11 protein-coding genes are annotated in these 12,046 nt (G+C 63.1%); 4 read left to right on the forward strand and 7 right to left on the reverse strand.

The features are described from left to right. Positions 1–119 precede the first annotated feature (119 nt). The 3 genes from folK (at position 120) to FLM9_RS02795 (ending at position 2,693) form a co-directional block, all read left to right on the forward strand. Positions 120–614, forward strand: coding sequence for a 2-amino-4-hydroxy-6-hydroxymethyldihydropteridine diphosphokinase (gene folK, locus FLM9_RS02785; RefSeq protein ID WP_074457156.1), 495 nt, complete (start codon positions 120–122; stop codon positions 612–614). Between the two features lie 70 nt (positions 615–684). Then, positions 685–1,254 carry an NUDIX hydrolase gene (locus FLM9_RS02790; protein ID WP_074457164.1) on the forward strand — a complete coding sequence of 190 codons (570 nt, stop codon included), beginning with the start codon at positions 685–687 and terminating at the stop codon, positions 1,252–1,254. Further along, a complete protein-coding gene (locus tag FLM9_RS02795) occupies positions 1,251–2,693 on the forward strand; it encodes an FAD-binding domain-containing protein (protein ID WP_074457157.1) in 1,443 nt (480 codons plus the stop codon). Before FLM9_RS02790 ends, FLM9_RS02795 begins: the two co-directional genes overlap by 4 nt. Here the strand turns inward: FLM9_RS02795 and pedR are convergent. Continuing rightward, positions 2,690–2,959, reverse strand: a complete 270-nt coding sequence (gene pedR, locus FLM9_RS02800) for a photosynthetic electron transport-dependent transcriptional regulator PedR (protein WP_074457165.1) — start codon at positions 2,957–2,959, stop codon at positions 2,690–2,692. The genes FLM9_RS02795 and pedR overlap by 4 nt on opposite strands. A gap of 63 nt (positions 2,960–3,022) precedes the next feature. Between pedR and FLM9_RS02805 the strand changes: the two genes are divergently transcribed. Then, complete coding sequence (locus tag FLM9_RS02805; RefSeq protein ID WP_074457166.1) at positions 3,023–3,979, forward strand: methylenetetrahydrofolate reductase; 957 nt, start codon at positions 3,023–3,025, stop codon at positions 3,977–3,979. Here FLM9_RS02805 and FLM9_RS02810 read toward each other — a convergent pair. The 6 genes from FLM9_RS02810 to FLM9_RS02835 form a co-directional block, all read right to left on the reverse strand. Further along, positions 3,951–5,138 (reverse strand): nucleotidyltransferase family protein, encoded by a 1,188-nt coding sequence (locus tag FLM9_RS02810; protein WP_074457158.1) that lies wholly within the window; start codon positions 5,136–5,138, stop codon positions 3,951–3,953. The genes FLM9_RS02805 and FLM9_RS02810 overlap by 29 nt on opposite strands. A 41-nt stretch (positions 5,139–5,179) precedes the next feature. After that, complete coding sequence (locus FLM9_RS02815; RefSeq protein ID WP_074457159.1) at positions 5,180–6,094, reverse strand: segregation/condensation protein A; 915 nt, start codon at positions 6,092–6,094, stop codon at positions 5,180–5,182. A gap of 24 nt (positions 6,095–6,118) precedes the next feature. Further along, the gene (locus FLM9_RS02820; protein WP_074457160.1) at positions 6,119–7,729 is read right to left on the reverse strand and encodes an NAD(P)H-quinone oxidoreductase subunit 4; all 1,611 of its coding nucleotides are present in this window, start codon (positions 7,727–7,729) and stop codon (positions 6,119–6,121) included. A gap of 158 nt (positions 7,730–7,887) precedes the next feature. After that, on the reverse strand, positions 7,888–8,520 hold the full coding sequence (locus FLM9_RS02825) for an LmeA family phospholipid-binding protein (RefSeq protein ID WP_074457161.1): 633 nt from the start codon (positions 8,518–8,520) through the stop codon (positions 7,888–7,890). A 13-nt stretch (positions 8,521–8,533) separates the two neighbouring features. Beyond that, entirely contained in the window at positions 8,534–9,703 is a 1,170-nt protein-coding gene (locus FLM9_RS02830) for an iron-containing alcohol dehydrogenase (RefSeq protein ID WP_074457162.1), read from the reverse strand. 21 nt (positions 9,704–9,724) lie between these two features. Continuing rightward, on the reverse strand, positions 9,725–12,046 hold a 2,322-nt coding region (locus tag FLM9_RS02835; RefSeq protein WP_074457163.1), incomplete at its 5' end, for an ATP-dependent Clp protease ATP-binding subunit.

Here is a 12,046-nt window from a genome sequence, read left to right on the forward strand (position 1 = left end):
CTCTGGCGGAATCGACCCCACCGCCAGAGCGCGCCCGATGGGCCGTTGTCGACGAGAAGCGCTCAGCCTTCCCTGCATCCACAGGCTGGCTATGGTGACGCCGAGGCATCCCTGCCGGCGTGACACCTTGCCCTGAACCCGTTGCTGTTGCCCTGGGCAGCAATCTGGGAAATTCCCTGGCCACCTTGGCCTGGGCTGTGTCAGCTCTCAAATCCATGGCGGAAGGGGGGGTACTGCGCTGCTCCCCCTGGTTTCGTTCTGCAGCGGTGGGGGGTCCTCCCAACCAGACGGATTACATCAACGGCGTGGCGCTACTGCACTGTTCCGGGTCTCCCATGGGGTTGCTACAGCGCCTGCAGGCCCTGGAGCGGCAGGCGGGCCGACGGCCGGGACCCCGCTGGGGACCCCGTGTCCTGGATCTGGATCTACTCTGGTTTGGCCAGCGGCGCTGCGCCACGCCGGAACTGGTGCTCCCCCATCCCCGCTGGCAGCAGCGCAGCTTTGTGCTGGCGCCGCTGGTGGCGCTGGATCCCCAGTTGGTGGCTCCCCACGCACCCTGCAGTTGCCAGGATCTCCTGCGCAACTGTGGGCCTCCTTACCCCCAACTGCTCTAATACAGTTTGCTCTACACGCCGGATCCCGTGACAGCGGCGTACACGGGCAGTCGTGATCCTGGACCCACCCATGGCCCCTTCCCCCTCTGAGCCCGCCCGGTTGCTGGACACCCTGGCCACGTTACAGGTGCGCAAGGTGTCCTTTGAGTTGGCCCGCTGGCGGCTGCCCATTGGCGCCGAAGGGGTGTACGGCTGCATCCGCCACCCCGGGGCCTGCTTGGCGGTGCCCGTTCTGGAGGATGGCCGGGTGGTCGTCTTGCGTCAGTACCGCTTTGCTGTGGCGCGGCGCCTTCTGGAGTTTCCCGCCGGCACCCTGGAGGCGGGGGAGCAGCCCCTGGCCTCCATTCAGCGGGAGCTGGGAGAGGAGACGGGCTTTGCCGCTGCCCGCTGGGACAGCTTGGGGCATCTGCTGCCTTGCCCGGGCTACTCAGATGAAGTGATCCACCTCTTTCTGGCGCGGCAGCTCACACCCTTGCCGGAGCCACCGGGACATGACACCGATGAAGACCTGCAGGTGGTCACCCTGACACCGGCCCAGTTGGAGGAACGCTTGACCAGTGGGGAGGAATCCCTTGATGCCAAGACCGTCACCGCCTGGTTCCAGGCCCGGGCCTTTCTGGCGAGGGAATCCCGGCCATGAACGCCCCCTGGCTGTTCTGGCACCGTCGGGATTTGCGCCTGGCCGATAATCTGGGCCTGGCCCAGTTGGCGGCGCGCACCACCGCCATCACGGGCCTAGTGGTGTTGGAGCCCGGCCTTTGGCAGGGGCCGGAGGCGGCACCGTCACGGCTCTGGTTCTTGCTCGCCAGCGTGGCGGAGTTGCAGCAGGCCTGGCGGCGCGCCGGCAGCCAACTGCTGGTGCTCCAGGGGGATCCCCTACGGCAAGTTCCTCGGTTGGCAGCCCGGTTGGAAGTGGTGGGCCTGGCCTTTAACGAGGACGTGGAGCCCGGTCCCCGTCAGCGGGATGAGCAACTCGAGCGGGCCTTGCTGCAGCGAGGTGTTGCGGTGCAACGCTGCTGGGACCAACTGCTGGTGCCACCGGAGCAGGTGGTGACCGGCTCGGGGGAGCCCTACAAGGTGTATGGCCCCTACCGCCGCGCCTGGTTCAACCAGGCCAAGGCCGACCCCGTGGCGGCGCCCGAGAACCTGACGGGTCCCGACCATGGGCGCCTGGCGGCGGCAAGCGAGGCCGTGCCCCTCCTGCAACGGCTGCCCACCCCGGCGGAACTGGGCTGTGTCTGGAAGGGGTGTTCTCCCTGCCGTCCTGGAGAACAGGCTGCCCGCCAACAACTGGACGGCTTTGTCGCCGGGGCGCTCAGCCGCTACGAACCGGAGCGGAACTACCCCGGGCGCGAGGCAACGTCCTGTCTCAGTGCGGCCCTGCGCTTTGGCACCGTTGGCGCGAGGACGGTCTGGCAAGCCTCGCAAGGGGCCATGGCCACACAGGGGCAGGAGTGTGTGGAGGTGCAGCAGGCCATCACCGTCTGGCAGCAGGAACTGGCCTGGCGGGAGTTCTACCAGCAGGCCCTGTTCCACTTTCCCGCACTGGCAGAGGGGGCGTTTCGGCCCCGCTGGCGCCAGTTCCCCTGGCGCAATCGGCCGGAACACTTTGCCGCCTGGTGTGAGGGCCGCACGGGCTATCCCATCGTAGATGCCGCCATGAGGCAACTCCTGGAGACCGGCTGGATGCACAACCGCTGCCGCATGATCGTGGCGTCGTTCCTCACTAAGGACCTGATCTGCGATTGGCGCTGGGGAGAAGCCTTTTTCATGCAACATCTGGTGGACGGGGATCTGGCGGCCAACAACGGCGGCTGGCAATGGAGCGCTAGCAGCGGCATGGATCCCCGCCCCCTGCGCATCTTCAACCCCTCCACCCAGGCTACCAGGTTTGACGAGGACGGGGACTACGTTCGCCGTTGGTTACCGGAGTTGGCCTCCTGTGGGACGGCAGATCTTCTCTCGGGACGGATCGCACCCCTGGAACGCCAGGGCTATCCGGAGCCCCTGGTGGACCATCGGCAACAGCAGGCACGTTTCCGGCAGTTATATGCCGTCCACGTCAGGGGCGAGACCTAGAAGGCTTGGCCACCTGGTTCCGGCAGGTGGCAGCAGTTAAAGCCGTCGCGACAGACCTTGCCGTGGTCCATGGCCCAATTGATGAGCACCACGCGGTTCCTGGTGCCGGTCTTGGTGAAAATATTGCTCACATGGTTATCCACGGTGCGCTTGCTGATGGAGAGCACCTGGGCAATTTCCTGGTTGGTCAGGCCCCGAGCCAAGTGCTCAATGATTTCCAGCTCTCGCTCCGAGAGGCCAACACCAACATCCTGAGGAAGCGCCACTGGGTTCCCGTAATCTGACACCAGCTTAGGCTGTGTCGCGTTTTGGCTGGGCAAAATGGGATGATGAAATCCCAGTTCAGTCCCTCGGCCTTCCAACAGGCCCTTGCCAGCGGTCAACCCGTCGTGACCGCTGAGATCAGCCCGCCCCGTGGAGGATCCGTAGACCACGTGCTGGCCACGGCAGAGCAGTTGCGGGGCCGTGTGCATGCCCTGAACGTGACCGACGGCAGCCGGGCCGTGATGGGCATGAGCAGTGTGGCGGTCTGTCGCCTGTTGCTAGAGCGCAACCTGGAGCCGGTGCTGCAGGTGGGCTGCCGTGACCGCAATCGCATTGCCCTGCAGGCGGATCTGCTGGGGGCCCATGCCCTGGGCTTGCACAACGTGCTCTGCCTCACCGGTGATCCCGTCAAGGCAGGAGATCAGCCCAAGGCACGACCCGTCTTCGATTATGAAGCGGTGCGACTGTTGCAGGATGTGAAGAACCTGAACCGGGGTCTGGATGCCCTGGAGCAACCCCTCCCTGACGGACCCACCGCCCTGTTCCCCGGCTGCGCGGCTGATCCCCAATCGCCAAGCTGGAGCGGCCTCAAGAGCCGTCTACAGCGCAAAAAGGAAGCCGGAGCCCAGTTTATTCAAACCCAGATGGTCACGGACCTGGCCGCCCTGCGTCGTTTCTGTCGCGAGTTGGCCGCCCCCCTTGATCTCCCCGTGCTGGCGGGGGTGTTTCTGCTGAAGTCCGGCAAGAACGCCCGTTTCATCAACCGCATGGTGCCGGGAGCATCCATCCCGGATGGGGCCATTGCACGGCTGGACCGGGCCAGGAGTCCACGGGCGGAAGGGCTGCGAATGGCTGCCGAACAGGTGGCTGCCGCCCTGGACGTTGCCCAGGGTGTCCACATCATGGCCATCAAGGCCGAGTCCGTGATTCCACAAATCTTGGATCTGGCGGGGGTGCCGCCCCTGACACCACCCGTTGTGGACGGCGTGGGCCTCAGGTCGCTGGCGGCGGAGCTACGTTGAGTTCTGCCCCCAGGAGGGCAGCCATGGCCTTTTGCTCAGGGGAGGGCTCCACCAGGTCCTTGCGGCGGGCGTCGGTGATGAGCCAATCCAGGGACGCTTCCTGCACGTCAATATGGGCGCCGTTCTTCTCCACGCAGTAGCGGCCAAACACCAGCTTGTCAACAAGGGCCACGTTGGGTCCAATGCGGGAGTGGTGGAAAACGATGGAGTTGTTGATGGTGGCGCCGCTACAAATGTGGCAGTTGGGACCAATCATGGTGGGTCCAATCAGCCGCGCCCCTGGTTCAATGTGGGTCATGCCCCCCACGAAGACGGGACCCTCCACCGTGATGCTGTCCCAGTCGGCCGCCACGTTCAGGCCGGCATAGAGGCCGGGGCGCACCTGACGACCGGGAATGGGAACCTGGCGCACCTTTCCCTGAAGAACGCCACGAATCGCCTGCCAGTAGTCCGGCACCTTGCCAATATCTACCCACTCAAACTCCATGGGCAGGGCATAGAAGGGGGCCCCATCAGCCACCAGTTTCGGGAAGAGATCGGAGCCAATGTCGTAGTGAATGCCACTGGGGATATGGTCAAAGATTTTGGGGTCAAAGATGTAAATACCTGTGTTAATGGCGTTGCTGAGGGCCTGATCCTGCGGCGGCTTCTCTTGAAACACCTGAACGCGACCATCATCGTCACTCACAACAACCCCGTATCCCTCCACTTGGTCCCACGGGACGGACTTGGTGACCACGGAAGCCAGGGCTCCGCAAGCGCGATGGCGCCGGACGGCCTGGCTCAGGTCCAGGTCAATCAGAGCATCCCCACACATCACCACAAAGGTGTCGTCAAAGAACGGCTGGAAGTTTTGCACCTTCTTCATGCCACCGGCAGAGCCCAGTGCTGCACCGATGAGCTGACCGTCTTCGATATAACCTTCAAAGGAGTAGGCAAGTTGCACGCCAAAGCGCTGGCCGTCACGGAAATACCCCTCGATCTGTTCCGCCAGATGGGAGACGTTCACCATGATTTCCGTAAAGCCATGCTCTTTGAGCAACTCCACCAGAAATTCCATCACCGGCTTTTGCAGAATGGGAATCATGGGCTTGGGAATCGTATGGGTAATGGGCTGCACACGGGTTCCCTTGCCGGCGGCAAGAATCATCGCCTTCATGAGCGACCTTGTCTTGAGAACCTTGAATGTACCAAGCCCCCTCAGACTGCGCTTGGTGGAGCCATCCGCAGCGCCGCCAAGGGTCTGGGGAGCGCCTGTGCTTCCTGCCTGATCCGGGGCTCCTGTTCAATCCAGGGGCACGGCAGGACCCGAATGGTGAGGGGGCCATACAGGCCCTGCTCCTGCCTGAGATCCACCCGGCCCTGGCTGCAGAGGAACAGCAACGCCCAGAACACGCCGACCCGGTCTCGGTCCAGATCGTCAGGTGCAATCTGGGCCCAGGCAGAGACCAATTCCTCAAACGCACCACCACCGTCGGCCCAATGGTCCAAAAATTGATCCAGTGCGGCCGTGGTCTCTGGTAACTTCTCCCGATGGGCCAGGGCCGCCACCTGGGCCACAGCATGACGTCGGCTGAAGGGTCTGGTGCGGTTCCGGTGGACCCTGGTGGCCTCCTGCTGCTCCAGTTGGGTGGCCATGGTCTCAAGGCTCTGGATCAGTTCCCCCAGGGTCACCGTGCGCCGCAGGGGCGGCGCCACCAGACGGCGTTTCAGGTGCTCCTCGGCGCGCAGGGGCAACATCAGCAGCGGTTCCGACCCACCAGCCTCCAGATCATCTCCGTCGTCAAGGATGTCCTCCCCGTCCCCGTCCGCAGACAAGATGTCCTGCTCCAGAATCCTGGCCTTCAGCGCCACCAGAACAGAGGCCGCCAAAAAAGCCTCACTACTCTCCGCTAGGTCCTGCTCATAACTGCCGCCTGGGCCACTGGCCAGCCTTGGCAGGGTCATACGCACCTGCAATTGGTCGAGAAAGCCATCCACCACGGCGATCACGTCCACGTCCCATGGATCCAGATCGCCGCGCTCGGCCGCCTCCTGGAGAAGGCGGATGGCCACTCTGCTGCCGTCAGTGGTGCCCAAGCGTATCCCCCTGGCCCCTGAAACGACAACGGCCATGCTGGCTTAATGGTGAGCCCGTCTTCACTGGGTGGCCAGTGGGGACAAGGAAGGAATTCCGTCCGGCAGGATGGCTGTGGCCAGGGCCGGTGGCACCGGACTGGGGGGAATCCCTGTGGATACCACGAGGGCGCTGCGGTTTTGCTGCACCAGGGTTTCGATGGTGGCGCGGTAGGTCTCCGTGGTGAGGCGCGGGTAGAGGCCGATGCTGATGATGGGCACCAGCAGGCAGGAAATGATGTAGATCTCCCGGGGCTCCGCATCGCGAAGACGGTTGTGCTCCAGGAGGTTCTGGTTTTCCTGGCCGAAGAAAATCTCCCGCAGCATGGACAGGAGATAGATGGGCGTCAGGATCACCCCCACCGCCGCCATGGACACGATCACCACCCGGAACACCAGGCTGTAGGCATCACTGGTGGCAAACCCCACAAACACCATCAACTCCGCCACGAAACCACTCATGCCGGGCAGGGCCAGGGAGGCCAGGGAGCAGGTGGTCCAGAGGGCAAACATCTTGCGCATCTGCTGGCCCACGCCCCCCATCTCATCCAGCATCAGGGTATGGGTGCGGTCGTAGGTGGCCCCCACCAGGAAGAAGAGGCTGGCGCCGATGAGGCCGTGGCTGATCATCTGCAACATGGCGCCGCTGGTGGCCAGCGGAGAAAAGCTGGCCACGCCGATGAGCACAAAGCCCATGTGGCTGATGGAGCTGTAGGCGATCTTGCGTTTGAGGTTGCGCTGCGCAAAGGAGGTCAACGCGGCATAGATGATGTTGACCACCCCCAGCACCACCAGCAGCGGTGCAAACTGGGCATGGGCCTCGGGCAGCATCTGGGCGTTGAAGCGGAGCAGGGCATAGCCGCCCATCTTGAGAAGAATGCCGGCCAGGAGCATGTGAACCGGGGCAGTGGCTTCCCCATGGGCATCCGGTAACCAGGTGTGCAGCGGCACCACGGGCAGCTTGACGCCAAAGGCAATGAGCAGGCCGGAGTAACAGAGCGCCTGAAAGGACAGTCCCAGGGGTTTCGCGGCAATGTCCCCATAGGCAAAGCTGGGGGGACCGTCCCCCTGGAAGCCCATGGCCAGCCCCACCACCAGGATGAACAAGGAACTGCCCGCGGTGTAGAGGATGAACTTGGTGGCGGCGTATTGCCGCTTCTTGCCCCCCCAGATGGCCAGCAGCAGATAGACGGGAATCAATTCCAACTCCCAGGCCAGGAAGAAGAGCAACATGTCCTGCACGGCAAACACCGCCACCTGACCACCGCACATGGCCAGCATGAGCATGTGAAAGAGCCGTGGCTTGAAGGTGACGGGCCAGGCTGCCAGGATGGCCAGGCTGGTGATGAACGTGGTCAGCAGGATGAGGGGCATGGAGAGCCCGTCGGCGCCCACGGACCAACCCAGCCCCAATTCCGGCAGCCAACGCACCTGCTCCACCAGTTGCAGACCGTCCACACTGGGGTCGTAGCCGTTGAGAAAGCCCGCCACCGTGACGAGAAAATCCGCAAGGGAGATGGTGAGGGCATACCAGCGGATGCGGGAGCCGTCACCGGGATCCGGGAGGAAGGGGATGAGGAACGCCGCTGCAATGGGAAACAGGATGGCGACGCTCAGATAGGGAAAACTCTCCACTACGGCGGAATAGGGCCTGGCCTCTGCAGGTTAGGCAGTCCTCAGCCTGGTTGAACCTTCGGTCCGAGTTCCCGAACATTTCCCGGGATGTGACCAGGGCAATGATTGCGGGAAGGGACCATGCGGGGCGACTGCCGGACCAGCACCCGTGGGTTGGCTCAAGGCCTCACCAATGCCTCACCCCGCAGGTGAAGGTGCTGGGCGTCAAGTCTCAACTCGTGAATGCGAATGGCCGGGTCCAGGGGAATGGTGGTGGGTCGATCCGGGGCCTCTTCCCCATGAACGACAATTTGATGGTCCACCACCGCCAGTTCTAACAACAGCGGTGGGGTTTGGGTCTGTGGGGCGGGGGGCAGGAGGCGGAGGCCTGAATCTGTGATCTGAAGCTGCCAGCCGCGGCCGTTGCCAGCGCCCGGCCCACGGAAATGGGTCAACAGCGCCACCCCCATGGTGATGCCTCCAGCGCCCAACACCATGTGCTGGAGATCCGCGGCGGAACACCATAGATCCACCGTGACACTCAAGGGTGCGGCCAGGGGCAGGGGCTGGCCAGGGCGAAGGCGGCCCAGGTCCAGTTGCAGGTCCCGGCAGGTGATGATGGCGCGACTCAGGCGCAACGCCCCCCGGACAACGCCTCGGGCCTGGAGGCAGGCTGCGTCCAAGCGTCCTTGCATCAGTCCTTTGGGTGTGCCATCCAGATCCAACTGCAGGTGATCCAGAGCATCACATTGGCCCCGCAGCCAGAGTTGGAGGACATGGCGCACCAAGTTCAGGACGGGATGGGCCACCACGGCCTGGCTGGCGCTAGCCCCGGGGCTGCACCGGCTGGGGCGCTTGCCGAGGAATTGGCCGGGGTTCAGCGTAAAAGCGCAGAGCTTCCTCAAGCTGGGCTGGCGTCACGGCAAAGGGAAGGCGGTGCAGGTCAGAGCCCTGCCGGCAGGTGAAGCGGCACACCACCTCCAACCGGGCAGCGTCCAACTTCCTGAGGCCAAGCTCCGCCAGGCTGGTGGGCAGCCCCAGCTTGCCGTATACCTGGAGGAGCTGGTCCCGGGCCACGGCGGCCAAGGGTTGATTCCCCACTGCTTCCTCTAGGCGCAACTGCACCAGGATCCCCACAGCCACCTTCTCACCATGGAGCCAGTGGCGGCAGGGGGCCAACTGGGTGAGGCCGTTGTGAACCGCGTGGGCCGCTGCGGTGCGACAGCGGGCGCCGCCAAGGCCGCCGATGAGTCCGGCCGTGAGGGCACAACTCTCCACCACCCGCCGCCAGGCCGCACCGCCAGGATGGTCCAGGGCGTCTTCACACTCCAGCAGCAACTGGTCCCGCAGCAGCCTGGCCTGTTCCACCGCCTGGCGCACCAGAGCATCCTGGCTGTGGCCACTGCTGAGGGATGCTTCATACCACTTGGCCATGGCATCGGCAATGCCACTGGCCATGGTGTGAGTTGGCGCCGTGGCAATGAGTTGATGGTCAAAGATCAGCAACTCCGGGCAGCGATCCAAAGACACGTCATGGATAAACGCCCCGGCCTCACTGTAGACGTTGGCCAGGGCCGTCCATCCGGCACAGGTGGCGGCACTGGCGGGAATGGTGACGCAAGGCAGACCGCAACGGTGGGCCAGCAATTTCCCGGCATCCAACACTTTACCGCCCCCAAGGGCGATCACCCCGTCAGCCTCAAGTTGACGGATGGTTGTCTCCAGCCGCAGAAGATCGCGATCACAACAGTCATGGTGCAACAGCAACTGCTGAGCATCGGCAAGCTGGAGTTGTTGAGCCAGCGCCCGGCGGTGGGGGGCCACGGCTGGGGAGCGCCCCAACAGCACCGGACTTGACGTCAAGGCACGCAACCGAGGCAAAGCTTTCCGGAGTGCGCCAGGGCCACGCACCACCCGTTGCGGCGCAATCGCGTGGACAGCCGCCAGGTCAGCAGACCCGGCCACGGCAGGGGTGAATGGAGAGACATCTGCCATGGCAGGAGCCTGAACGGGACGCTAGAGACTGACCGCCGAGGTTGGCTGCGCCTCGGGGAGGGCCGTATTGTCTGCATTGCTTGTGCTGCTCTGGCGGCGGATGACCACTTTTTTCTGATCATCCACGTCCACAAGGGCATGGTCACCTTCCTTGATGGTGCCATTCAGGAACTCTTCCGCCAGGCTGTCCTCCAGCAGGCGCATCACGGCCCGGCGCAGGGGGCGTGCTCCATAGGAGGGATTATACCCCTCTTCCACCAAGCGGTCCTGGAAGGCCTCCGTGACGGAGAGTGTAATGTCCTTGTCCTGCATCCGCGCAAACACCTCGTTGAGCATGATGGAGGCAATTTGCTTCACCTCGGCCCGGGTGAGTTGACGGAAGACGATAACTTCGTCCAGGCGATTCAGGAATTCCGGACGGAAGTAGTTTTTGAATTCCTCATTCACAAGGGAGCGAATCCGCGTGTAGCGCGCTTCTTCTTCGTTGTCTTCAGAGAATTCAAATCCCAGGCCACCACCGCCTTTTTCAATCACCTTGGAGCCAATGTTGGAGGTCATAATCACCAAGGTGTTCTTGAAGTTGACTTTGCGACCTTTGGAATCCGTCAGATGACCGTCTTCCAGGAGTTGGAGCAGCAAATTGAAGATGTCGGGGTGAGCTTTCTCAATCTCGTCAAACAGAATCACCGTGTAGGGGCGCCGCCGCACAGCTTCGGTCAACTGTCCCCCCTCGTTGAAGCCCACATAGCCCGGTGGCGAGCCAATCAGTTTGCTGACCGTGTGACGCTCCATATATTCGGACATGTCCATACGAATCATGGCTTCCTCGCTACCGAAGAAGTAGGCAGCCAGTGCTTTGGTGAGTTCGGTTTTGCCCACGCCGGTGGGGCCGGAAAAGATAAAGCTGGCAATGGGCCGACTGGGGTTTTTGAGGCCAACCCGGGCCCGGCGGATGGCTTTTGCCACCGCTTTCACCGCCTCGTCCTGGCCGATGAGACGTTGATGCAGGGTGTCTTCGATATTGAGCAGTTTGACCGATTCCGTCTCCGTAAGCTTCTGCACAGGAACGCCAGTCCATGAAGCCACGATGGCGGCAATGTCCTCTTCCGTCACCAGAGGGGAGCCGTCAGCGCCAAAGCTAGGCTCAACAGTCCCTGTGCCGGCCGCAGCCGTGGCGGAGGCTTCCGTCTGGCTGCAGCTGCCTTGAATGATGTCGCGAATCTGCTGCTTCAACTCCACCTCCTGATCCCGCAGTTGACCAGCCTTGGCAAAGTCCTGATCCCGCACGGCTTCATCTTTTTGGGCCAACACCTGACGAAGCTGCCGATCCAGTTCTCGCGCTGCCGTGGGCAGCTTGGAGTTCAGCAGGCGCACCCGACTGCCCGCTTCATCAATCAAGTCAATGGCTTTGTCCGGCAGGTAGCGGTCGCTGATGTAGCGGTCTCCCAGATTGGCTGCCGCCGCCAGGGCTTCATCGGTGATCTTAAGGTTATGGTGCTGCTCGTAGCGCTCCCGTAGTCCGTAGAGGATGGTGATGGTGTCCGCCACGGAGGGCTCGCCGACGGTGACCGGCTGGAAGCGGCGCTCCAGGGCGGCGTCCCGCTCAATGTGCTTGCGATATTCATCCAGGGTGGTGGCACCAATACATTGCAGTTCACCGCGGGCCAGGGCGGGCTTGAGGATATTGGCCGCATCAATGGCCCCCTCTGCTGCGCCAGCGCCAATGAGGGTATGCACCTCGTCAATGACTAGGATCACGTTGCCGGCACTGCGGATTTCCTCCATGATTTTCTTGAGGCGCTCCTCAAACTCACCGCGATACTTGGTGCCCGCCACCAGCAGGCCAATATCCAGGGTGAGCACCCGCTTCCCTTCCAGGATGCCGGGAATTTCCCCGCTGGCAATGCGCTGGGCCAAGCCCTCGGCAATGGCTGTTTTGCCCACGCCGGGCTCACCCACCAGGACGGGATTGTTTTTGGTGCGGCGCACCAGAATCTGAATGACCCGATCAATCTCCTGCTGGCGCCCCACCACAGGATCCAGCTTGCCACTGCCGGCCAGCTTGGTCAGGTTGCTGCCGAATTCATCCAGGGTGGGGGTCTTGTTGCTACCCTTCCCACCGCCACTGGTGACCTCGGCGGTTTCTCCCAACATGCGGATCACCTGGGTCCGCACCTTGGCCAAGTCTACCCCCAGGTTCTCCAGCACCCGGGCCGCCACGCCTTCCCCTTCCCGGATCAGCCCCAGCAGCAGGTGTTCCGTGCCAATGTAGTTATGGCCCAGTTGGCGGGCTTCTTCCAGGGAAAGTTCCAACACCCGCTTGGCACGGGGGGTAAAGGGAAT

The organism is Candidatus Synechococcus spongiarum (assembly GCF_900047545.1).
GTDB classification, from domain to species: domain Bacteria; phylum Cyanobacteriota; class Cyanobacteriia; order PCC-6307; family Cyanobiaceae; genus Synechococcus_B; species Synechococcus_B spongiarum_C.